The organism is Novosphingobium sp. UBA6272, assembly GCF_002440635.1.
GTDB lineage: Bacteria > Pseudomonadota > Alphaproteobacteria > Sphingomonadales > Sphingomonadaceae > Novosphingobium.
The window spans coordinates 64,287-86,459 of the sequence record NZ_DJUW01000017.1; the positions used below are offsets into that span (position 1 = coordinate 64,287).

20 protein-coding genes are annotated in these 22,173 nt (G+C 65.6%); 9 read left to right on the forward strand and 11 right to left on the reverse strand.

Annotation, left to right across the window (positions count from 1 at the left end; translation table 11 throughout):
- The first annotated feature begins 51 nt into the window (after positions 1–51).
- Positions 52–1,398 (forward strand): TldD/PmbA family protein, encoded by a 1,347-nt coding sequence (locus tag B2V17_RS09245; RefSeq protein WP_292997063.1) that lies wholly within the window; start codon positions 52–54, stop codon positions 1,396–1,398.
- A gap of 141 nt (positions 1,399–1,539) precedes the next feature.
- Here B2V17_RS09245 and ppa read toward each other — a convergent pair whose 3' ends face one another.
- The 3 genes from ppa to B2V17_RS09260 form a co-directional block, all read right to left on the reverse strand.
- On the reverse strand, positions 1,540–2,079 hold the full coding sequence (gene ppa, locus B2V17_RS09250; protein WP_292997064.1) for an inorganic diphosphatase: 540 nt from the start codon (positions 2,077–2,079) through the stop codon (positions 1,540–1,542).
- A gap of 67 nt (positions 2,080–2,146) precedes the next feature.
- Positions 2,147–2,803, reverse strand: a complete 657-nt coding sequence (locus tag B2V17_RS09255; protein ID WP_292997065.1) for a DUF1345 domain-containing protein — start codon at positions 2,801–2,803, stop codon at positions 2,147–2,149.
- 3 nt (positions 2,804–2,806) lie between these two features.
- Positions 2,807–4,756, reverse strand: a complete 1,950-nt coding sequence (locus B2V17_RS09260) for a M61 family metallopeptidase (RefSeq protein ID WP_292997066.1) — start codon at positions 4,754–4,756, stop codon at positions 2,807–2,809.
- An 89-nt stretch (positions 4,757–4,845) separates the two neighbouring features.
- On the opposite strand from B2V17_RS09260, the gene hisS reads away from it, so the two are divergent.
- The 6 genes from hisS (at position 4,846) to metK (ending at position 12,168) form a co-directional block, all read left to right on the forward strand.
- Positions 4,846–6,138 (forward strand): histidine--tRNA ligase, encoded by a 1,293-nt coding sequence (gene hisS, locus B2V17_RS09265; protein WP_292997067.1) that lies wholly within the window; start codon positions 4,846–4,848, stop codon positions 6,136–6,138.
- A 307-nt stretch (positions 6,139–6,445) separates the two neighbouring features.
- Positions 6,446–7,510 carry a peptide chain release factor 1 gene (prfA, locus tag B2V17_RS09270; protein ID WP_292997068.1) on the forward strand — a complete coding sequence of 355 codons (1,065 nt, stop codon included), beginning with the start codon at positions 6,446–6,448 and terminating at the stop codon, positions 7,508–7,510.
- The gene (gene prmC / locus B2V17_RS09275) at positions 7,507–8,376 is read left to right on the forward strand and encodes a peptide chain release factor N(5)-glutamine methyltransferase (RefSeq protein WP_292997069.1); all 870 of its coding nucleotides are present in this window, start codon (positions 7,507–7,509) and stop codon (positions 8,374–8,376) included. Before prfA ends, prmC begins: the two co-directional genes overlap by 4 nt.
- 198 nt (positions 8,377–8,574) lie before the next feature.
- On the forward strand, positions 8,575–9,345 hold the full coding sequence (locus B2V17_RS09280; protein ID WP_292997070.1) for a DUF4167 domain-containing protein: 771 nt from the start codon (positions 8,575–8,577) through the stop codon (positions 9,343–9,345).
- A gap of 20 nt (positions 9,346–9,365) precedes the next feature.
- A complete protein-coding gene (gene lnt / locus B2V17_RS09285; protein ID WP_292997071.1) occupies positions 9,366–10,922 on the forward strand; it encodes an apolipoprotein N-acyltransferase in 1,557 nt (518 codons plus the stop codon).
- A gap of 40 nt (positions 10,923–10,962) precedes the next feature.
- The gene (gene metK / locus B2V17_RS09290; RefSeq protein ID WP_292997072.1) at positions 10,963–12,168 is read left to right on the forward strand and encodes a methionine adenosyltransferase; all 1,206 of its coding nucleotides are present in this window, start codon (positions 10,963–10,965) and stop codon (positions 12,166–12,168) included.
- Positions 12,169–12,192: 24 nt separating this feature from the next.
- On the opposite strand, the gene B2V17_RS09295 is transcribed toward metK, so the two are convergent.
- The 7 genes from B2V17_RS09295 to B2V17_RS09325 form a co-directional block, all read right to left on the reverse strand.
- Positions 12,193–12,873: a glutathione S-transferase family protein gene (locus tag B2V17_RS09295; RefSeq protein ID WP_292997073.1), complete on the reverse strand. Its 681-nt coding sequence runs from the start codon at positions 12,871–12,873 to the stop codon at positions 12,193–12,195.
- Positions 12,874–12,903: 30 nt separating this feature from the next.
- A complete protein-coding gene (locus B2V17_RS09300; RefSeq protein WP_292997074.1) occupies positions 12,904–13,566 on the reverse strand; it encodes a ferritin-like domain-containing protein in 663 nt (220 codons plus the stop codon).
- Positions 13,567–13,573: 7 nt separating this feature from the next.
- Positions 13,574–14,707, reverse strand: coding sequence for an NAD(P)H-dependent flavin oxidoreductase (locus tag B2V17_RS09305; protein ID WP_292997075.1), 1,134 nt, complete (start codon positions 14,705–14,707; stop codon positions 13,574–13,576).
- Positions 14,708–14,712: 5 nt separating this feature from the next.
- Entirely contained in the window at positions 14,713–15,333 is a 621-nt protein-coding gene (locus B2V17_RS09310; protein WP_292997076.1) for a glutathione S-transferase family protein, read from the reverse strand.
- Positions 15,334–15,346: 13 nt separating this feature from the next.
- Complete coding sequence (locus B2V17_RS09315; RefSeq protein ID WP_292997077.1) at positions 15,347–16,006, reverse strand: CoA transferase subunit B; 660 nt, start codon at positions 16,004–16,006, stop codon at positions 15,347–15,349.
- Positions 16,006–16,713, reverse strand: coding sequence for a CoA transferase subunit A (locus B2V17_RS09320; RefSeq protein ID WP_292997078.1), 708 nt, complete (start codon positions 16,711–16,713; stop codon positions 16,006–16,008). Before B2V17_RS09320 ends, B2V17_RS09315 begins: the two co-directional genes overlap by 1 nt.
- A gap of 111 nt (positions 16,714–16,824) precedes the next feature.
- Positions 16,825–17,484, reverse strand: a complete 660-nt coding sequence (locus B2V17_RS09325) for an HAD-IA family hydrolase (RefSeq protein WP_292997079.1) — start codon at positions 17,482–17,484, stop codon at positions 16,825–16,827.
- A gap of 134 nt (positions 17,485–17,618) precedes the next feature.
- On the opposite strand from B2V17_RS09325, the gene B2V17_RS09330 reads away from it, so the two are divergent.
- Positions 17,619–18,404, forward strand: coding sequence for a universal stress protein (locus B2V17_RS09330; protein WP_292997080.1), 786 nt, complete (start codon positions 17,619–17,621; stop codon positions 18,402–18,404).
- A 396-nt stretch (positions 18,405–18,800) separates the two neighbouring features.
- Complete coding sequence (locus tag B2V17_RS09335) at positions 18,801–21,101, forward strand: CDC48 family AAA ATPase (protein WP_292997081.1); 2,301 nt, start codon at positions 18,801–18,803, stop codon at positions 21,099–21,101.
- Positions 21,102–21,120: 19 nt separating this feature from the next.
- Here B2V17_RS09335 and B2V17_RS09340 read toward each other — a convergent pair whose 3' ends face one another.
- Positions 21,121–22,164 (reverse strand): mechanosensitive ion channel family protein, encoded by a 1,044-nt coding sequence (locus B2V17_RS09340; protein ID WP_292997082.1) that lies wholly within the window; start codon positions 22,162–22,164, stop codon positions 21,121–21,123.
- Positions 22,165–22,173 lie beyond the last annotated feature (9 nt).

Consider the following 22,173-nt stretch of genomic DNA (forward strand, 5'->3'; position numbering starts at 1 on the left):
CCTATCGTTAGTCCCTAGATCGGCGGCTCTGCCGAAGGAGTCGCTTGCCCCATGCTCAGTCCCACCGCCGCACAGGACCGCGCCGCCGCATTGATCGATTTCGCGCGCGCTGCCGGGGCCGATGCCGCCGATGCGGTCTATTCGGGTTCATCGTCGGAGAGCGTATCCGTGCGGCTCGGGGCGCTGGAAGATGTCGAGCGTTCGGAAAGCGAGCATCTGGACCTGCGGGTCTTTGTCGGACGCCGGTCCGCTTCGATCGGTTCGAGCGACCTGTCCGACGCGGCGCTTAAGGAGCTGGCGGCGCGCGCGGTCGACATGGCCCGCGCCGCACCGGAAGACCAGTATGCCGGGCTCGCCGACGCGGCGCTGCTCGCCAAGGGTCCCTTTCCAGACCTTGATTCGCTGGATCCGGCCGAACTTAGCCCGGCCCAATTGCGCGAGCGGGCGCTGGAAATCGAGGATGCGGCCAGGGCCGTCGCCGGGGTGACCAATTCCGAAGGTGGCCATGCCAGCCTGTCGCAGCGCAATTTCGCGCTGGTCACCAGCCACGGCTTCGCCGGCTCGTTCGGCGGGACAATGCACGGGATCAGCGCCACGGCGATTGCCGGTGAAGGCGGCAACATGCAGCGCGACTATGCCTGGCGCATGGCTCGGCACCTGGCCGACATGCCAGGGCTGGAAGAGCTGGGCCGGCTGGCGGGGGAACGGGCGGTACGGCGGCTCGATCCGGGCCGGGTCAAAAGCGGGCCGATGCCGGTGGTGTTCGATCCGCGGGTTGGCGGCACGCTGATCTCGCACCTGAGCGGAGCGATCAGCGGCAATGCGATAGCGCGGCGCTCCAGCTTCCTGCTCGAAATGGCCGGGGAGCAGGTGTTTGCTCCCAGCATCACGATCCACGATGATCCTTTACTAGTGCGCGGGCTGTCCTCGCGCCCGTTTGACGGCGAAGGGCTGGCTACCGCGCCGCGCGCGCTAGTCGAAGCTGGACGGCTGACCGGCTGGCTGATGGACAGCGCCGCAGCCCGCCAGCTCGGCGCGGCGCCGACCGGTCATGCCGTGCGCGGGGCGGGCGGTTCGCCGGGGGTCAGCACGAGCAACGTCCAACTGGCACCAGGCAGTGCGACCGTGGCCGAACTGATCGCGGATATCGAAGAAGGCGTGTTCGTGAACGAACTGATCGGTCACGGCGTCAACGGTGTGACCGGGGACTACAGCCGGGGTGCCTCAGGCTATCGCATCGTCAGGGGTGAGATCGCCGGGCCGGTCGCCGAATTCACCGTGGCCGGCAACCTGATCGACATGTTCGCGCGGATGTCGGTTGCCAATGACCTTGAATGGCACCGCACGATCAACGTGCCGACCCTGCGCATCGACGGGATGACAATCGCGGGGGATTGAAGCCTGTCTGCCCATCGGACCAGACCCCTTGAGTTCCCCTCCCGCTTGCGGGAGGAGTCAGGGGAGGGCCTGTTGGGGTAGGCGCATCTAACAGGCCCCCCCGGCCCCTCCCGCGAGCGGGAGGGGAGATAGGCGATCCGCTTACTTCGTGGTGGAGTTCTTGTACCGCTCAATGCATTCCAGCACGATCCGCTTGGCGTCCTCGGCGTCGCCCCACTTGCCGATCCGGACCCACTTTTCCTTTTCCAGGTCCTTGTAGTGGGTGAAGAAGTGCTCGATCTGCGCTAGCACGATCGAGGGCAGATCCTTCTGCTCGCCGATGTCGGAATAGTACGGGAAGGTCGAATCGACCGGAACGCAGATCAGCTTTTCATCGCCGCCGTGCTCGTCTTCCAGGTTGAGTACCCCGATCGGCCGGGCCCGTACCACGCAGCCCGGAACGAACGGTGAGCGCGCGATCACCAGCGCGTCGAGCGGGTCGCCGTCGTCGGACAGGGTGTGCGGGATGAAGCCGTAATTGGCCGGATAGCGCATCGGGGTATGGAGGATGCGGTCGACGAACAGCGCGCCCGATTCCTTGTCGAATTCGTACTTCACCGGTTCGCCGCCAACCGGCACTTCGATGATGACGTTGAGGCTCTCGGGCGGATTGTCGCCGACGGGGATCTTTTCAATACGCATGATGGGCGCGCCTTAGTCGGGATAATGCTGCACTGCAACACCGACGAAGGTCGAACCGGGCAGGAATTCAGCCCAGTGCGTTGATCGTGAAGGCGATCACCCCGATGTTGAAGACAAATGCCGCCAGGCAATGAAGCAGAACCAGGTGCCGCACCTCGGGCGCGGTGATCTGCACGTCCGATGTCTGGAAGGTCATGCCCAGGGTGAAGGCAAAGTAGGCGAAATCGCGATAATCGGGGTGCGGGCTGCCCGGAAATTCGATCCCGCCGCGGTGCTTGTCGCTGTCCTCGCCCCCGCAATAGAACATGTGGGCATAGTGCAAGGCAAAGACCGAATTGGCGAACAGCCAGGCCAGCGCCAGGGTTCCGAGCAGCTTGGCCATGGCAGCATGCTCACCGGTGCGCGCGGCCGCAAGTTCACCGGCGATCGCGGCCATGACCACTCCGGCCAGCAAGGTCGTGATCAGCAGGATCAGCCCGCGGTTGGCGTCGTTCTGTTCCGAATGGCGACGCATCTCGGCAACACTGAAGCCGCGCAGCAGCGGCAGCAACGACAGCAGGAATATAGCTGCGGCCAGATCGAACCCGATCGCTAGCGCGTCCTGCCAACTCGCTCGGGGATCGATCAGCCGCCACAGCCAGAACCCCAGCGGCAACAACGCAACGCACAGGACGAAGCGGGGCGGAGCGATCCGGTTGCCGATGGCAAGGCCGGCCTTGGCCATCCCCTATTTGCCCTTCGCTCGCGGTCGTTTAGGCATCAGCAGCAGCTCCAGTCCGTTTGGCGCCTTGGCAGTAGTGGCGCGCTCCAGCCAGGGCCAGCGCAGCCCGCCCGAATAGGCGATGCTGACCGTCTGGAAACGGCTGCCGCGTTGTAACAGCAGTTCGATCGGTGCGCCACTTTTGCCCGCGGTGATCGCCTTCTTCAGCAAGTCGGCGTCATAGGCCTCGCCATTGACCGCGACGATCTTGGCACCGGAGACCACCCCGGCGTTGAAGGCCGGGCTGTCCCACTGGGTGGCAGTAACCTTGGCATCCTTGTCGAGCACCACGCCCAGCGAATAGGTCAGGTTGACGACCTTGGCATCGGCGAAGCGGGCCTTGTCGAACGGGTTGGGCTCGTCCCGCCAGACCAGGCGGTAGCCGCCCTTTTCGATCCCCATCACCGGGGCCGGCTGGCCGGGGGTATTGATCCGCGTCTCGATGAACTGCGCCCAGTCATAGGGAGCGACCGCGTTCAGCTTGGCGATAATCTCGTCCACCTCGAACGGCAGCTGGCCGTAATCGCCATGGTTCATCCCGAAGAACAGCTTGGCGAAATCGTCGATGCTGCGCTTGCCGCCGGACCGTTCGCGGATGATCTGGTCAATCTCCAGCCAGATCAGCGCGCCTTCGGTGTAATAGTCCTCGCTTCGCGACAGCGAGGCAAATGGCTTGGCCTTGCGCGCGGCGAACACCGGATCGTGGCCGGTATCCTCGACCGAGCGCCAGCGCCGCCCCGGCTGAGTCGAAAAGTTCCCCGCCCAGCTGGCCAGCATCCCCAGCACTATGTCCTTGCCCTGCAGGCCCGAGCGGGCGGCCAGCACGGTTCCCCAGAACTGGTCCTGGCCTTCGTAGGTCCACAGCAGGTCGTCCTGCATCGGCTGGCGATAGTCGGGCGTCCACATCCGCGCGGGGCGGCGGTACTTGCCGGCCCACGAATGGGCATATTCGTGCGGCAGCAGGTTGCGGTCGAACTCGTACTTGTCCCACTCGAGGAAAGCGCCGGGCTCCAGCTGGTTCTCGCTCGAACGGTGATGCTCCAGCCCGATCCCGCCCATCCGGTCGGTCAGCGCGAGGAGGAATTCGTAGCGGTCGAAATGATTCGCGCCAAACGCCAGCCGGGCTTCGGTGACGAGGTGGCGATGCGGCTCGATCTGCGCGGCGGTGGCATTGAGCTGTTCGGGCTTGTCGGCCACGACATTGAGCGTGACGTTCTGGCCCAGGTCCCATTTGCGGAAATACTTGCCAGCAAAGATCGGCGAATCGACCAGGATCTCATAGCTGGTTTCGGCCCAGCTCAGCTTGTTGCCCTGCTGTTGCAGGCCATCGAGTGCGACCGCGGCGGTCCAGCCCTGCGGAATCGTGACTGAGGGGATCACCCGGATCTGCCGGACATAATGCCCGGCCGGGTAAAGGCTCATCTTCTCCCACTGCAGGTTGAGCATTTCCTGCGTCATGGTGATCCGGCCCTCACTCGCTTGCAGCGGGCTGGTGTGGATATATTTGGCGGTCACTGCCTTGGCCCCGGCCGGAACATCGACGTGGAAGGCATAGACCTCAATCGGATCGCGCTTCCAGGTCAGCTGCTGGTCGCCGGCGAAGAACTGGAGGTCGACCAGCTCGGCCAGCGGCCCGCGCGGGCCGTGGTTGCCGGGCAGCCACTGCGGCATCAGCAGGGTCAGCCGCCGGGTGCCGGGTGCGACCGGGACGGTCTGGGTGACGCGGTAGATACCGCGGCTGACATCGGTTGCGTCGATATCCAGCCGCATCGTTCCGCCCGGATAGGGCAGATCGGCGGCATCGGGCACCTGCCGCGACAGCGGCACGGCGCTCGGCGCGGAGAGCGTGGCGGAGATTGCTGGCGCGCCCATTGCGAGCACGGCCAGGGCAAGTGCGATCCCTGTCGTTCTTTTCATGGGCACCGGTTCTGGCGGCAAGGCGGTGCGCACGCAAGATTCGCCTGCACCCTTTTCGACAAAGCCCATACAAGCTAGGGGCGAGCGCCATGAGCAACACTCCGCAAGCGATCCGTGGCACCCAGGACATCTTCGGCCCCGATGCCGAGGCTTTCGCGCATGTCGTCGAGACCTTCGAGCGCGTCCGCAAGCTCTACCGGTTCCGCCGGATCGAGATGCCGGTGTTCGAAAAGACCGAGGTGTTCTCGCGCAGCATCGGCGAGACCACCGATGTGGTTTCTAAGGAAATGTACTCGTTCGAGGATCGCGGCGGCGAATCGCTAACCCTGCGGCCCGAATTCACCGCCGGGATCTGCCGCGCGTTCCTGACCAACGGCTGGCAGCAGCACGCGCCGCTGAAAGTTGCGACGCACGGCCCGCTGTTCCGGTACGAGCGCCCGCAAAAGGGCCGCTACCGCCAGTTCCACCAGCTCGACGCCGAAATCATCGGCGCGGGCGAGCCGCAGGCCGATGTCGAGCTGCTGGTCATGGCGGATCAGCTGCTCAAGGAACTGGGCATTGCCGATGGGGTGACGCTGATGCTCAACACTCTGGGCGATGCCGCGAGCCGCGACGCCTGGCGGGCAGCGCTGGTCGAATACTTCCGGGCCGTGAAGGGTCAGCTGAGCGAGGATTCACAGGACCGGCTGGAGCGGAACCCCTTGCGCATCCTCGACAGCAAGGACCCGCGCGACAAGGCGTTTGTGGCCGATGCGCCGAAGATCGACGACTTCCTGAGCGAAGAAGCGCAGGAATTCTTCGCCAAGGTCACCGGCGGGCTCGATGCCGCCGGCGTCGAATGGACCCGCGCGCCCAGCCTGGTGCGCGGCCTCGACTACTACCGCCACACCGCGTTCGAATTCGTCACTGATCGGCTTGGCGCGCAGGGCACCGTTCTGGGCGGTGGTCGCTATGACGGGCTGATGGAGTCGCTTGGTGGGGCACCTACGCCGGCGGTGGGCTGGGCTGCGGGGATTGAGCGACTGGCGATGCTGGTGGGGGAGCGGGCTGATACGCAGCCATTCATAGCTGTAGTACCTGACAATCCGGACTTGTTGGACGAGGCTCAGGCATTAGCAACGCAACTTCGCAGAAATGGATTCACTGCAACAATCGCGTTTCGAGGCAACGCTAAACGACACGTCGAGATCGCGCGGAAAGTAGGAGCGGACGCAGCGCTGATTGTAAGATGGAAGGCCGGTGATGGTCCGCGATCTGACGAGTATGGCCCTGTTCGGCGGCTTCATCTGTCTAAGGTCCGGGCCGACCCGGACCATAGCTTCTTGAGCGCTGTTCTTGCAGCAGTTGGAGAAGGAGTCAGCGGTGAGGTTCCGTCGGAGTGATTTTCATTCTCCCAGTTAATCGTCACCCTGAACTTGTTTCAGGGTCCATTTCTCCTCACAGGCCAAAGCTCTATGGGGCAGCCAGGCCGCGCCGTTTCGCCTTGCGCGCCATCACCGGGCCAACCGCAAGATGGACCCTGAAACAAGTCCAGGGTGACGGGTTAGGTGGGCTGAGGTTGCTTTCACTTGGCCCCTCCCCGGTGGGGAGGGGTTGGGGTGGGGGTTCCACACCGGCGTTGACGCGCGGCTTTGCCGCGCTCCCCCATCCCCGGCCCTTCCCCGCTGGGGAAGGGAGAATGCGTGCGCCATGTCGATAAGCGACGCCCGCCTCCACCAGATCGCTGCCCGCTTCGCCGAGATCGAGGCGCGGCTGGCTTCGGGCACACTGGAGGGTAAGGACTTCATCGCCGCCAGCCGCGACTATTCCGAATTGGAGCCGGTGGCCAAGGCCGCCGAGGCAGTCGCGGCGATGCGCGGAGAGCTCGCCAGCCTGGCCGAGCTTGATGATCCCGAGATGCGCGAGCTGGCCGAGGAGGAGATCGCCCGGCTGAAGGCCGACCTGCCCGAGGCCGAACATCGCCTCGCAATCGCCATGCTGCCGCGCGACAGCGCCGACAGCCGCTCGGCCATGCTCGAAGTGCGCGCCGGGACCGGGGGCGACGAAGCCGCGCTGTTCGCCGCCGACCTGCTGCGGATGTACGAACGCTTCGCCGCCGAACAGGGCTGGCGGTTCGAAATGGTCAGCGCCAATTCCAGCGATATCGGCGGCTTCAAGGAAGCCGTGGCCGAGATCAACGGCAACGGCGTTTTCGCCAAGCTGAAGTTCGAGAGCGGGGTCCACCGCGTCCAGCGGGTGCCGGTGACCGAAAGCGGCGGGCGGATCCACACCTCTGCGGCGACCGTGGCGGTACTGCCGGAACCTGACGAGGTTGATGTCCAGATCGAGGACAAGGACCTCAAGATCGACGTTTACCGCGCATCGGGTGCGGGTGGCCAGCACGTAAACACCACCGATTCCGCGGTGCGGATCACTCACTTGCCGACGGGCACTGTCGTCACCTGCCAGGACGGGCGCAGCCAGCACAAGAACAAGGACAAGGCGATGCAGGTGCTGCGCGCCCGCCTGTTCGAGGCCCAGCGCGACGCGGCGCAAGGCGAGGAGGCCGCGGCGCGCAAGGCAATGGTCGGCTCGGGCGACCGTTCGGAGCGGATCCGCACCTACAATTTCCCGCAGGGCCGGGTCACCGATCACCGTATCAACCTGACCCTGCACCGCTTGCCCGAAATCCTCGAAGGCCCGGGACTGGGCGAGCTGATCGACGCGCTGACCGCCGAACACCAAGCCAAGCGGCTGGCGGCGCTGGGCGAGTGACCCCGGCCGAGGGCCAGACCGTTGCGGCGGCGATCCGCGCCGCGACCGAACTGCTCGGCGCGCGGACCGATACGGCGCGGCTCGATGCCGAACTGCTGATGGCGCACGTGCTGGGGGTGACCCGGTCCGACCTGTTCCTGCGCCGGATGCGCGATCCGGCTCCTGCGGCCTTTGCCGATCTGGTTGCCCGCCGCGCGGCCAATGAACCGGTCGCCCATATCGTCGGCCATACCGACTTCTGGGGCCTGACGTTCGAGGTTTCCGATGCGGTCCTGGTGCCACGCGCCGATTCCGAAACGCTTATTGAGGCTGCGGTTCAGGCCTTTGCCGGACGCGCGCCGCAGCGGATCCTCGATCTCGGCACCGGTTCCGGCTGCCTGCTGCTGGCGGCGCTGAGCGAATGGCCCGCAGCCGAAGGCATAGGCGTCGACCGTTCGGCCGAGGCGCTGGCGGTCGCCACCCGCAATGCCCGCCGGCTAGACCTGCAGGCCGAGCTGATCCGCGCCGACTGGACCGTCCCCGGCTGGTCCGCTGGGCTGGGGCGCTTCGATCTGGTGCTGGCCAATCCGCCCTATGTCGAGGACGGGGCCGAGCTTGATCCCGACGTGCGCGATCACGAGCCGGCCGGGGCGCTGTTTGCCGGACCCGAGGGGCTCGATGCCTATCGCGTGCTGGTGCCGCAACTGCCCGATCTGCTCGCGCCGAGCGGCATTGCGCTGGTCGAGATCGGCTATCGCCAGGCCGAGGCGGTGGGAGCGATCGCCACGGCTGCCGGGCTTGCCTGGACCCTGCACCGCGACCTTGGCGAGCGGCCGCGTGCGCTGGAACTCAAGTTTTCCCTTGGCAAGCCGGACGCGAGCGCCTAGATCGGTTGCAGGCCAGCGCCGGACCGCCTTACAGCTGTGTTCCGCAGGCCGCCTCCAACATTTGCATTATCGGGCTTATGCAACGCGCCCGCTGGCAGATGTAGGAACCCGGATCACATGGCGTGACCGGGGAAAAGGGTCTTGCGACCGGAAAGCCCAGCAAAGCCAGGCTGGTCGCGCATTAGGGAAACATACCCCTTGAATAACAACCGTGGGAATAACAACCGTCGGCGTGGCCGCGGTAATCGCCAGAACAACGGCGGCGGCCAGCAACTCAACCGGATTGACAGCCGGGCGCGCGGCAATGCCCCGCAGCTGCTGGAGAAGTACCGCAAGCTGGCGCAGGACGCGCACCTCAACGGCGACCGGGTCCAGGCGGAGTACTATCTCCAGTTTGCCGACCACTATTTCCGCGTGATCGCCGATCAACGTTTGCGCCAGGAAGAGCAGCGCGGTCGCCCGCAAGGCGAGCGCTGGCAGGATGATGGCGCCGAATCCGAGGATTCGGCCGACTTCTCGAGCAACAGCGATTTCCCCAGCTTCGACCAGCCGAATTACGGCCGGCCGCAGCGCGAGGAACGCCCGCGCCGCGAAGAACCGCGCGAGGAACCCCGCGAAGAAGCACCGGTCGAGCAGGTTCAGGAAGCCGCACCCGAGCGCGACGAGGATGGCAATCCGTTCGAACCAGTTGAAAACCCCTTCGTCCGCGAAAACCGCAACCGCGGCGGGCTGCGTCCGCGCCGTGACCGGGACGAGCGTCCCCGCCGCGATCGCGACGATCGCCCGCGCCGTGACGAACGCGACGAGCCCGGCGGGCTCGACCCCGCATCGCTGCCCCCAGCGATCTCCGTGTCGCGCGATGACGATGCTGCCGCGCCGGCAGAAGCCGAAGCCAAGCCGCGCCGCGGCCGTCCGCGCAAGAAGCCGGCCGGCGACGATGCCGGCGAAGCGCTCGAATCGGTGAACTGATCCCCAGCGTGGTGCGCGCGGTGGAACGGGTTCTGACCCATCCGCGCAAACTGGCGCTGGGCCTCGGCGCGCTGGCCGCCTGCGGGTTCCAGCCGCTGGCGCTGTGGCCGCTGGCCTTTGCCGCGCTGGCCGCCTTGATCGAACTTCTGGCCCGTAGTTCCACCCGGCGCGATGCCTTCGTGCTCGGCTGGCTGTTCGGGCTTTCGCACTTTACCCTTGGACTCAACTGGATCGCGGTTGCCTTTGGCTATCAGGCGGCGATGCCGGCCTGGCTCGGCTGGATAGCGGTGGCCGGGCTTTCCGCTTTCCTCGCCGTCTGGCCGGGCCTTACCACACTGGCCGCAAAGGCCTTGGGCGGGGCCAGCCGTTCGGTGCTGGTTCTGGCGCTAGCCGGATGCTGGATTTTGGGCGAATGGCTGCGCGGCTGGGTCTTCACCGGCTTTCCGTGGAACCCGCTGGGCGCAATGACCCTGCAATCCTCCGCCGATCCGGGGCTGGCAACGCTCGGCCGCTGGCTCGGTACCTACGCGCTATCTGGGCTGGTGATTCTGCTCGCCGGGGCCTGGTTGCTGGCCATATCGCGGCAGCGCCGGGACTGGCGCGGTGCGGTTCTGCTGCTGGGGCCGGTGGCGCTGATGCTGCTCCCCACAGCTGGAGAGCGGCGTGAGGGAACCCTGGCCTATACTCTGGTCCAGCCCGATGCCCGGCAGGAAGAGCTGCACGATCCCGCCCGCTACGAGGCGATGTTTCAGCGCGGCATGAAGCTGAGCCAAGCCCGCCCGCCCGGCCAGACCCGGCTGGTGCTGTGGCCCGAATCGGGGCTGCCCGATTTCCTGCTGCCCGGTTATCCGGCGGCCTATTACGAAGCGACCACCTACGCCGCTGACCCGGTCCTATCGCGTGAGCGAATCGGGCACCTGATCGGTCCGGGGTCGCTGCTGCTGACCGGCAACGATCGGTTGGAAATGCAGGACGGCCGCGTGATCGGCGCCCGCGCAGGGATCACCGCGATAGACGAAAAAGGCGCGATCCGCGCGGCTTACAGCAAGTCACACCTGGTACCTTATGGCGAATATGTGCCGATGAAGTGGCTGCTGGAACCCTTGGGGCTCGACCGCTTTGTGCCCGGCGATATCGAGTTCTGGCCCGGCCCGGGGCCGCGCACGATCGATCTGGGCGCGCATGGCCGGGTCGGGATGCAGCTATGTTATGAAATCATTTTTCCCGGCGCGGTGACGCAACCCGGCGCGAGGCCGGACTTTATCTTCAATCCCTCCAACGATGGCTGGTACGGCGATTGGGGTCCGCCCCAGCACCTAGCCCAGGCCCGGCTTCGCGCGATCGAGGAAGGGCTGCCGGTGCTGCGATCGACCACCACCGGGATCAGCGCAGTGATCGATGCGCAGGGCGTGATCCGCGAATCGATCCCGCTGCGCGTGGCCCAGCGCCGCGATGGGTTAATCCCTCCGGCCGCAGAGCCGACGCTGTTCGCCCGCCTGGGCAATCCGCTTTCGCTTGGCTGGGCGATACTTCTTCTTGGCCTTTGCCTTGTTGCGCGACGCCTTCGGCGGAGCTAGAGCAAGCATCACATAAAGCTTTCTTTATATCGGAACCGAAATGCGCAGCGACTATCTCTTCACCTCCGAATCCGTTTCTGAAGGCCATCCCGACAAGGTTTCGGACCAGATTTCCGATGCCATCGTCGATCTGTTCCTGTCCAAGGATCCCGAAGCCCGGATCGCCTGCGAAACGCTGACCACCACCCAGTTGGTGGTTCTCGCCGGTGAAATCCGCTGCAAGGGCGTGTTTGAAAATGGTGAATGGGCCCCCGGCGCGCAGGACGAAATCGAGGCGACGGTGCGCCGGACGGTCAAGGAAATCGGCTATGCGCAGGATGGCTTCCACTGGGAGCGGCTTGAATTCATCAACCGCCTGCACGGCCAGTCCGCCCACATCGCACAGGGCGTCGATGCGTCGGACAACAAGGATGAGGGCGCGGGCGATCAGGGGATCATGTTCGGTTACGCCACCGACGAAACCCCGGATCTGATGCCGGCGACGCTGTATTACAGCCACAAGATCCTGGAACGCATGGCCGCGGATCGCCATTCCGGCGCAGCGCCTTTCCTTGAGCCAGACGCCAAGAGCCAGGTCACGCTGCGCTATGAAGGCAGCCTTCCGGTCGCCGCCACCGCGGTTGTGGTCAGCACCCAGCATGCCAAGGGCTACGACGAGGGCGACAAGGAAGCCGAACTTCACGCCTATGTGAAGCGGGTCGTCTCCGAGGTGATCCCGCCGGTACTGCTGCGCGAGACGAAGTATTACATCAACCCGACCGGATCGTTCGAGATCGGCGGACCCGATGGCGATGCTGGCCTGACCGGGCGCAAGATCATCGTCGATACCTATGGCGGCGCGGCTCCGCACGGCGGCGGCGCGTTCAGCGGCAAGGACCCAACCAAGGTTGATCGTTCAGCCGCCTATATCACCCGCTACCTCGCCAAGAACGTCGTCGCGGCTGGCCTCGCCACCCGCTGCACGATCCAGATCGCCTATGCGATCGGCGTGTCCGAGCCGCTCTCGCTCTATGTCGATACCCATGAGACCGGGACCATCGGCGACGACAAGATCGAGCAGGCGATCCTCGGCATCACCAAGCTTGGCGGACTGACCCCGCGCGCGATCCGCACTCACCTTGGCCTCAACAAGCCGATCTACAAGCCGACCGCCGCCTATGGCCACTTCGGCCGCAAGCCGGACGGCGATCTGTTCCCGTGGGAACGGCTTGATCTGGCTGAGGACCTGAAGGCGGCTTTGAGCTAGATACCTCCCCCTGCCGGGGAGGTATTATTTCCGATAGTCCGCCGTGATCACGCCTGCCGCGGCCAGTTCGGCCTCGTGCGCTTCCTCACGCCAATCCTCGGCCAGTGCAGCCGCTTCCCACTCCAGCATCGCGGGGTGGGCCAGGACGTGATCGACCCAGGCCTGTCCCTTGCCGACATCGAGGCCATAGGTGCGGATGCGGAAGGCGACCGGCGCGAAGAACGCGTCGGCGGCTGAGAAATCCGCCCCCGCCAGCCACGGTCCGCCGAACCGGGCCAGCCCGATCTCGAAAATCTCCCGCACCCGCTGGACATTGCGCTTCAGCCCCTCGCTCATCGGCTTGGGGGTAACGCGCACGCCGACGTTCATCGTGCAATCGTTGCGCAGGTGCCCGAACCCGCCGTGCATTTCCGCGACCGCGCCCTGGGCAAAGATCCGCGCTTCCTCGTCAGCCGGCCAGACCCCGGCATGCCGTTCAGCGAGGTAGAGCGTGATCCCCAATGAGTCCGGAATCAGCCGCGCGCCGTCGATCAACAGCGGGACCTGCCCGGTCGGCGAGAATTTGCGGAAGTCCTCATAATTGTCGGGCTTGGCGAAAGGCTCCAACCGATCCTCGAAGGCAATCCCCAGCGCATTCATCAGCAACCACGGGCGCAGGCTCCAACTCGAATAGTTCCGGTTGGCGGTGATCAGGGTATAGGTCATGGCACCAGCCTAGCTACGCTGCCTGCTGCGTCAATGTGCGGTGATGGCGTCGTCCTCATCCGGCCAGCGCTGCAACCGGGGGCGTCCGGCGTCGAGGAACAGCGCCGGCAGTTTGGCCAGCATCAGGATCTTGTGGATGCACCAGTCCGCCGCGCGTTCGTTCCACTTCGCGGTGGCGCGGCCCTGGCGTTCGAGCCAGCGCTGGTAGGGCAGGAAATGGTCGGGCTCGTCCTTGTGGACGATCTGGAAGATCCGCTTCATCACCGGGTCCGACATGATCAGCCGGTTCTTGAGGATGATCTCGACCTGGGCATAGCCGCGCTGTTCGGTCAGCATGATCACCCGGCACAGCCGTTCGAAATCGTCCTCGCTGCCGACGATCTCGGACGTGTCGAGTTCCTCGATCGAGCAGCGGAACACCCACTGGATGAACCGGTCGATATGACCCACGCCCGAATCGACTTGCAGCGGCATCCGCCCCTGCCGTTCGAACCAGCGGCGGAACATCCGGTAGTGCTTTTCCTCGTCGGCGCGGTGCTTGGCGATTTCGGCCTGGAACTCGGCATCGTCGGGGCAGCGCTGGCGGACCGCATCGAGCACCCGGTCAAGCGAGGTATAGCCGCGATGCTCATTGTAGAGATAGATCGAGGCCAGCACATCGAGGTAGCGTTCGCGAAAGCCAGACCCGGTCATAAATACGCTACTCCAGCATGACGGTCAGCCCTAGCACGGCCTCGGCAAACTCCTCACGAAATTCCTGCACGACGCCCTTTGCGCTGCGAACCTGGTCGACCAGGCCGACCCCTTGGCCAACGAAGTACGAAACGAGTTCGCGGGCCTGTTCGTTCCCGCCGAGCACGGCCTTCTCAATCTTCTGGAAGCTGGGCTCGGAAACCATGCCCATCAGCGGCATCGGCAGGGTGCCGGGGCTGCCGGCGCCGTCCCATGCCTCGTGCCAGGCGGTCTTAAGCTGGCGGGCGGGTTTGCCGGTCCGGCTGCGGCTGCGCACGGTATCGCGGCTGCGCGCGGCAATCATCTTGTCGCGGAAGGCTTCGCTGGTTTCCGCCTCGGTGGTGGCGAGCCAGACCGATCCAGTCCAGGCCCCTTGCGCTCCTGCCGCCATCATCGCCGCCATCTGCGCCCCGGTCATGATCCCGCCTGCGGCCAGCACAGGAATGTCCTGCCCGGCGGCCTTGAGCGCGCGGACCACTTCGGGGATCAGCACCAGGGTGGATACTTCGCCGCAATGCCCGCCGGCCTCGCCGCCCTGGGCGACGATGATATCGACCCCGGCGGCAGCCTGGCGCAGTGCGTGTTCCTTGGCCCCGACCAGCGCGGCCACCGGCACGCCGCGCCGCTTGCCTTCCTCGATCATCCGCGCCGGCGCGATGCCCAGCGCATTGGCGATCAGCCGGATCGGGTGGCGGAAGGCCACTTCCATCTGGGCATAGCCGTTTTCGGGCGTGATCCCGGCGCGGCCTTCGTAGTGGACCACCTGATCGGCCGAAACGTCGAGGCCGTACTGGCCGAGCAATCCGGCGGTGAAGCGCTTGTGTTCGTCAGAAATCGCATCGGCGCGCTCGGCATTGCTGGCAAAGTCGGCGACGCGCGGATCGACTACTTCGGGCACCAGCACGTCGACACCGTAGGGCGCGCCGTCGATGTGTTCATCGATCCAGGCGAGTTCTTCCTCGAGCTGGTCGGGGGTGAATCGGGTCGCCCCCAGCACCCCGAACCCGCCGGCCTTGCTGACCGCCACCACCACATCGCGGCAATGGCTGAACGCGAACAGCGGAAACTCGCAGCCGGTCAGGCGGCAGACCTTGTTGTGCATCGCGCTTACCCCCGCGGCAAAGTGACCGGGCCGCCCAGCTCGATCGCCTTCACATAGGCCGGACGCGCCTTGAGCGCGGCGAGATAGCGCGACAGGTTGGGGCGGGGCTGGACCTGACCCAGCACTTCGGCATGCTCGAGCAGGTATTCCAGGTTGATGTCGGCCCCGGTGAAGGTCTCACCGCACAGGAAGCTCTTGCCCTCCAGCTGGCTTTCGACCCAGTCGAGCTGCTTCTTCAGTTCGGCATCCATCCAGCCAAGTGCGCCTTCAGGCAGGCCCAGCCGGGGCCCGAGCAGCCGCATCAGCATCGGCATGCCCAGCGTCCCCTCGGCGAAGTGCAGCCATTCGAGGTATTCGGCGCGTCCGCTATCGGGCGGGAGCAGCTTGCCGCCGCCATGCCGGTCGACGATGTATTCGATGATTGCCGAGCTTTCGACCATCACCCGTCCATCGATCTCGACCGCCGGAGCCTTGCCCAGCGGGTGGACGTCATAGAGCGAAGGCGGCGAGCGGAAATCGGCGCCGCGGGTGTGCTGGACCAGCTCATAGGGCAGGTCCAGCTCTTCCATCAGCCAGATGATCCGGGTCGAGCGCGAAATCTTGAGGTGGTGCACACGGATCGTCATCTGGCTGGTCTCCCTAGGTTACATAATGCGCCGTCGTCTTGGCCTTTACCTCCTCGGCGGTGACGCCGGGGGCCAGCTCGATCAGCTTGAACGGTGAACTGTGGTCCGGGCGCTGGAAAACCGCAAGGTCGGTTATCACCATGTCGACCACGTTGCGCCCGGTCAGCGGCAGGGTGCAGGCCGGGATCAGCTTGGGGCTGCCGTCCTTGGCGCAGTGTTCCATCACCACGATGATCTTCTTGACCCCGGCGACCAGGTCCATCGCCCCGCCCATGCCCTTGATCATCTTGCCCGGGATCATCCAGTTGGCGATATCGCCGCCTTCCGAAATCTCCATCGCGCCGAGCACGGTCAGATCGATCTTGCCGCCGCGGATCATCGCGAAGCTGGCGGCGCTGTCGAAATAGGCCGAGTGCGGCAGCTCGCTGATCGTCTGCTTGCCGGCGTTGATCAGATCGGCGTCTTCCTCGCCCTCGATCGGGAAGGGCCCGATGCCGAGCATGCCGTTTTCGCTCTGCAGCGTCACGGTGATCCCGGTGGGGACGTGATTGGCCACCAGCGTCGGGATGCCGATCCCCAGGTTGACGTAGTAACCGTCGCGCAGTTCCTGCGCGGCGCGGGCGGCCATCTGGTCGCGGCTCCAGCCCTGGGCGATATGATCATGTGTGGTCATCAGCCGACATCCGTGGTGCGAGTGGTGCGGAATTCGATCTTCTTGTCATAAGGGCTGCCGTTGATAAGCCGCTGGACATAGACCCCGGGCAAATGGATCGCGTCGGGATCAAGCTGCCCCGGTTCGACAATCTCTTCCACCTCAACCACGCAGACCTTGCCGCATTGCGCGGCCGGCACGTTGAAGTTGCGCGCGGTCTTGCGGAAGATCACGTTGCCGGTGGTGTCGGCCTTCCAGCCCTTGACCAGCGCCAGGTCGGCGAAAATCCCGGCTTCGAGGATGTATTCCTCGCCATTGAAGACCTTCGATTCCTTGCCCTCGGCCACCAGGGTGCCGACCCCGGTCTTGGTGTAGAACCCCGGAATGCCCGCGCCGCCGGCGCGCATCCGCTCGGCCAGCGTGCCTTGCGGGCAGAATTCGACCTCAAGCTCGCCCGACAGGTACTGGCGCTCGAACTCCTTGTTCTCGCCGACATAGCTGGCCATCATCTTCCTGACCTGCCGCGTGCGCAGCAGCTTGCCGATCCCTTCGTTGTCGATCCCGGCGTTGTTAGAGACGAAGGTCAGGTCCTTGACCCCGGAATCGCGCACCGCATCGAGCAGCCGGTCGGGAATCCCGCAGAGGCCAAACCCGCCGCTGGCGATCAGCAAGCCATCGCGCAGCAGGCCATCAAGGGCACTGGCCGCATCCGGATAGATCTTGTTCACTCGCTTCTCCCTGAACTCACGAAGGCGTTGTCCAAGCCTGCGCCGCTATGTGAAGCGCAGGGCCGAGGCAATTGCAACTAACGCGGTGCGGGTTGCGCGGAATGCAAGCTGTCAGGCGGGCAGTTGCAACCCCAACACCGCCCCCAGCTCCGCCAGCGCCTGCTCGCCGCTCGCCACCTTGATCGCGTGCATGCCGAGCTGCCCGGCCGGCTTGCAGTTGATGCCGAGGTCGTCGAGGTACACGCACTGCGCCGGTTCCAGCCCCAGCTTCTCGCACATCATCAGGTAGATCCGTGGATCGGGCTTGCGCACCCCGGCCTTTGAGCTTTCGATGGTGTGTTCGAACCGGGCGAAGACCTGTTCGTAGGCGTCCTTTGAATCGCCGCTGCGGGCCATCCCCGCGCCGTGGCCGGTGGGCACGTTGTTGGTGATGCAGGCGAGGCGGTAGCCTTCCGCTTTCAGCCGGTCGAGCGCGGCAACCATCGCCGGGCGGATCGATCCGGACAGGACCGCGAGCACCGACGCGCCATCGAGGGCGTGGCCCAGCGCCGCCGCCTCGGCCGCGAAGAGGCCGTCGAATGCGGCTCCGTCGATCTCGGCGCGTTCGAACCGGGCCCAGGCGTTGTCGTGCGGATTGGCGGCGTTGACGGTGCGGATGAAATCGCGCGGCAGGCCGCGTTCGGCTTCGAGCCGGTTGAACGCCTCGAACGGGGAGGCGGTGATCACTCCGCCGAAATCGAAAATCACTGCCTCGAACCGCCTCTGCGTCACGTCTCTTTCTCCCCGCTTGCGTCCCGGCACTGGCCGATCCGCCGGCCCGGCGCAAGGTCTGGCCGATTTGATGCAGGTCATGGTGGGGCCTTGCGGGAAGGGTGTACAACCGTGTCATCGAAAGGAGAGGAACCATGCGCTCCATTCTAGTACAGGCCGGCCGCGACAAGGGGATGGCCGCGCGGCTCGACACCGCGATGGATCTGGCCCGCGCCCACGAAGGCCATGTTACCCTGGCGATCGATACCCCGATCGACCAGTTCGTCACCGTCGATCCTTATGGCGGGGCCTATGTTGCGCGCGAGGCGCTCGATGCCGCGCTGGCTGCCGACGATGCCCTGGCCGCGGCCTTTGCCGGACGGATGGCCGAAGACGATGTCCCGTTCGATGTGGTCCAGTTCGAAACCCAGCCGCTCGAAGCGATGATCGCCGCCGCGCGGCTGGCCGACATCGTCGTGGTTTCGCGCGATTGCGGCTATGCCGGCGATCTGGCGGTCGAGGCCAAGTGTCCGGTGCTGGTGTTGCCAGCGGGCCGCGGCCTTGGCCTGCCGCTCAAATGCGCCTGCATCGCCTGGGATGGCAGCGACGAAGCCGCCGTGGCGCTGCGCGGATCGACCGGGCTGCTGTGGGGTTGTCCTGAGGTTCACGTGTTGACCGTGCTGACCGACAAGCCGCAGGGCTTCCCGCCGACCGACGCGCTGCGCTATCTCTCGCGGCACGAGATAAAGGGCGAGCTGCACGAACTGGCCAAGGGCAATTCGGTTGAGGAGACCCTGGCCGCCGAAGTGAGCCGGCTGGGCGGGCAGCTGTTGGTGATGGGTGCTTTCGGGCACAGCCGGATCCGCGAATTCATGTTCGGCGGGGTTTCGCGCTATTTCCTTGAGGATGCCGCCGGACCGGCGTTGCTGATGGCGCACTGAGCGGCGGAAAGCGCCGAGATCGATACCGCAGTGCAAAATTGCGCTGCGGTATCGGCATGTCTGGCGCCTTCCCGAAAGTGCAGGTTCGTCCGACTTTCCCTTACGGAAACCTTGAAAAACCTTGCTGAATTGCGGGCAACTGAACGGCAGTTGCAAATTACGCAACGATAAATGATCTTTTCGCACTTGCACAATAAGCGGTCAGGCGGCATTTAGATCGTGCCTTTCAGGCATCCTCTCCCAAAACTTCCCAAGGCCGGGTCGGCAACGACCCGGTCTTTTTTTGTCCGAATTCCGGGCGCGGCCGTCGCGGCGGAAATCCGCTGCACGGCCGGAATTGCAATTGCTGCAACCAGTTCCTAGCTTTGGCACTCAGACAGCCGGATTGGATTGCACATGGCCGATACCCCCGCCAACACCGTGAAGCTTCAGGTCGCCGCCGCGCGCCAGGAGGAAAGCGGTAACGGCTTTGCCCGCCTGCCCAAGTCGGCCTTTTCCAATCTTGGCGTGACCGAAGGCGACGTGGTCGAGATTGAAGGCAAGCGCACCACGGCCGCGCGGGTCCAGGCGGCCTATGCCGAGGACGAAGGGCTGGAGGTGATCCGGCTTGACGGGCTGCAGCGGGCCAATGCCGAGGCCGGTTCGGGCGACCACGTCCAGGTCCGCAAGGCCGACAGCAAGCCGGCAACCCGGGTGGTCTTCGCGCCTGCCCAGCGGGAAATGCGACTGCAGGGACCGGGCCAGGCGCTGAAGCGCAACTTCTTTGGCCGGGCGCTGGTCGCGGGCGATATTGTCGCCACCACCGGCCAGCAGCAGGTCCGCGACATGCCGCCGCAGGTCGCGCGGATGTTCAACGCCCCGGCCTTTGCCCTGACCCAGATCCGGCTGACCGTGGTTGCGACCGTGCCCAAGGGCATTGTCCACATCGACGAGAATACCGAGGTCGAACTGCGCGAAGCGTTCGAGGAGGCGCGCAGCCACCGCGGCGATGTCAACTACGACGACGTCGGCGGGATGGGCGATACGATCCGCCAGCTCCGCGAAATGGTCGAGCTGCCGCTGCGCTATCCCGAACTGTTCATCCGCCTCGGCGTGGATCCGCCCAAGGGCGTGCTGCTGCACGGCCCGCCGGGAACCGGCAAGACCCGGCTGGCGCGCGCGGTTGCCAACGAAAGCGAAGCGAGCTTTTTCACCATCAACGGGCCCGAGATCATGGGCAGCGCCTATGGCGAGAGCGAAAAGCGCCTGCGCGACGTGTTCGAGGAAGCGGCCAAGGCTTCGCCCTCGATCGTCTTCATCGACGAGATCGATTCGATCGCACCGAAGCGTTCGGGCACGCCCGGCGAGGCTGAAAAGCGGCTGGTCGCCCAGCTCCTGACGCTGATGGACGGGCTCAACACCGGTTCCAACATCGTGGTGATCGCGGCGACCAACCGCCCCGATGCGATCGACGAGGCACTGCGCCGCCCCGGCCGGTTCGACCGCGAGATCGTGGTCGGGGTGCCGGACGAGAGCGGCCGACGCGAGATCCTGGGGATCCACACCCGCGGCATGCCGCTGGCCGAGGGGGTCAATCTCGACGAATTGTCGCGCACAACCCACGGCTTTGTTGGGGCGGACCTTGGCGCCCTGGCGCGCGAGGCGGCGATGGATGCGGTGCGGCGGATCATGCCGCAGCTCGATCTTGAAGCCCAGACGATCCCGGCCGAAGTGCTCGAGAACCTGACCGTTACCCGCGACGATTTCCTTTCGGCGCTGAAGCGGGTCCAGCCTTCGGCGATGCGCGAAGTGATGGTCCAGGTGCCGAACATCGGCTGGGCCGATATCGGCGGAGCAGATGAGGCGCAGGAGACGCTGCGGGAAGGGATCGAGCTGCCGCTGAAGAACCCCGACGCCTTCCGCCGGCTGGGGATCCGTCCGGCCAAGGGCTTTCTGCTCTATGGTCCGCCGGGCACCGGCAAGACCCTGCTGGCAAAGGCGGTGGCCAAGGAAAGCGAGGCCAACTTCATCTCGATCAAATCGAGCGACCTCTTGTCCAAGTGGTACGGCGAGAGCGAGCAGCAGATCAGCCGGCTGTTCGCCCGCGCTCGCCAGGTCGCCCCTTGCGTGGTGTTCATCGACGAGATCGACAGCCTGGTTCCGGCCCGCGGCACCGGCGGGAACGAGCCGCAGGTCACCGCGCGGGTGGTCAACACGATCCTTGCCGAAATGGACGGAATGGAAGAGCTGTCATCGATCGTGGTGGTCGGCGCAACCAACCGCCCGGGCCTGATCGATCCGGCGCTGCTGCGCCCGGGGCGGCTGGACGAGCTGGTCTATGTCGGCACGCCCGATGCCAAGGGGCGGGCGCATATCCTCAAGATCCACACCAAGGGCATGCCGCTGGCCAAGGACGTCGATCTGGCGGCGATTGCGCAGGAAGCCGAACGCTTCACCGGGGCCGACCTTGAGGACCTCACCCGCCGCGCCGGGATGAACGCGATCCGATCGCGCGGGGCAAAGGTCAAGTCGGTGACGGCCGAAGACTTCAAACAGGCCCTGGCCGATTCGCGCGCCACCGTGACGCCCGAGATGGAGGCCGAGTACAACAAGATGAAGGGTGAGCTGAAAAAGCGGGCCGCCGCGATCAATCCCACCCCGCTTGGCTTCCTCGCCCCCGGCATGGTCAGTTCGACCCGCGACAAGAAGCACAGCTGATCCGCGCCTCAGGCGGAGATCAGACCTCGTCGCAGAGCGCCTCCGGCATATGTTCGCGCAGCCATTCCAGCATGGCTTCGCGAACCGCCGGGCGCAGCCGGGCGAGCGAGGTCGGGCCGGGCGCGCTCATCACCAGGTTGAGATCGACCGAGCCGACCCGCACTTCGGAGACATGCAGCGCGCCGGTGCGCTGGTCCCAATCGGGATTGGCGGCGAGCAGCGCGGTATAGGCCTCGCGGATCGGCTGGATCGCGCTGCCGGGCTTGATCGGCAGCACCACCGACCCGGTGATCCCGCCGCCGACGCGGGTCCAGTTCTGGAAGCTGCCGTCGAGGAACTTGGCGGTCGGGATGATGATCCGGCGCTCGTCCCCGGTGCGAACCACCACGAAGCTGAGGCGGATATCCTCGACCCGCCCGCTTTCGCCATCGACCACCACAAAATCGCCGATCCGGATCGGCTCGGTCAACGCGATCTGGATGCCGGCGATCAGCGACTTGAGCGCCGGCTGGGCCGCTGCGCCAACCGCCAGGGTCGCGATCCCGGCCGAGGCGAGCAGGGTGGTGCCGATATTGCGCACCGCCGGTATCCCGAACAGCACCAGTGCCACGGTCACAAAGATGATCACGAAACCCGCCATGCGCGAGAAGATCGCGATCCGGGTGCGGCGGCTGCGCGACGCCACCTCGTCCTGATAGGCTTCGGTGCGCAGCTGCATGATCTGGGCAAAGGCCTTGACCAGCGCGAACAGCACCCAGCCGAGCAGGGCGGGCTCGACGAACCGCCCGGTCAGTTCCCAGAACCGCGCGATCAAGGCATTGCCTTCGGCGACGAGCGAGATCGCGATTCCGGCCATGGCGAAGCGGATCGGCTGATAGATCCGCGCGAAGACCAGATCGTCGGACTGCGATTCGGAAAGGCGCGCGGCGCGCTTCAGCACCGCGAACAAGGCGAAATGCAGCGCAAGCGCGATTCCCACGGCGATGCCGGCATGGATTGCCGCGCCGGTCAGGGCAGCCGACCAGTCGATCAGGGTTTCGGCAGTGGTGGGCGCAGGGCTCATGGCTGGATC

Bases quoted from the DNA above. Each gene is read 5' to 3' on its own strand.
- B2V17_RS09245 (WP_292997063.1), top strand. From the start codon at position 52: ATGCTCAGTCCCACCGCCGCACAGGACCGCGCCGCCGCATTGATCGAT.
- ppa (WP_292997064.1), bottom strand. From the start codon at position 2,079: ATGCGTATTGAAAAGATCCCCGTCGGCGACAATCCGCCCGAGAGCCTC.
- B2V17_RS09255 (WP_292997065.1), bottom strand. From the start codon at position 2,803: ATGGCCAAGGCCGGCCTTGCCATCGGCAACCGGATCGCTCCGCCCCGC.
- B2V17_RS09260 (WP_292997066.1), bottom strand. From the start codon at position 4,756: ATGAAAAGAACGACAGGGATCGCACTTGCCCTGGCCGTGCTCGCAATG.
- hisS (WP_292997067.1), top strand. From the start codon at position 4,846: ATGAGCAACACTCCGCAAGCGATCCGTGGCACCCAGGACATCTTCGGC.
- prfA (WP_292997068.1), top strand. From the start codon at position 6,446: ATGTCGATAAGCGACGCCCGCCTCCACCAGATCGCTGCCCGCTTCGCC.
- metK (WP_292997072.1), top strand. From the start codon at position 10,963: ATGCGCAGCGACTATCTCTTCACCTCCGAATCCGTTTCTGAAGGCCAT.
- B2V17_RS09295 (WP_292997073.1), bottom strand. From the start codon at position 12,873: ATGACCTATACCCTGATCACCGCCAACCGGAACTATTCGAGTTGGAGC.
- B2V17_RS09300 (WP_292997074.1), bottom strand. From the start codon at position 13,566: ATGACCGGGTCTGGCTTTCGCGAACGCTACCTCGATGTGCTGGCCTCG.
- B2V17_RS09305 (WP_292997075.1), bottom strand. From the start codon at position 14,707: ATGCACAACAAGGTCTGCCGCCTGACCGGCTGCGAGTTTCCGCTGTTC.
- B2V17_RS09310 (WP_292997076.1), bottom strand. From the start codon at position 15,333: ATGACGATCCGTGTGCACCACCTCAAGATTTCGCGCTCGACCCGGATC.
- B2V17_RS09315 (WP_292997077.1), bottom strand. From the start codon at position 16,006: ATGACCACACATGATCATATCGCCCAGGGCTGGAGCCGCGACCAGATG.
- B2V17_RS09330 (WP_292997080.1), top strand. From the start codon at position 17,619: ATGCGCTCCATTCTAGTACAGGCCGGCCGCGACAAGGGGATGGCCGCG.
- B2V17_RS09335 (WP_292997081.1), top strand. From the start codon at position 18,801: ATGGCCGATACCCCCGCCAACACCGTGAAGCTTCAGGTCGCCGCCGCG.
- B2V17_RS09340 (WP_292997082.1), bottom strand. From the start codon at position 22,164: ATGAGCCCTGCGCCCACCACTGCCGAAACCCTGATCGACTGGTCGGCT.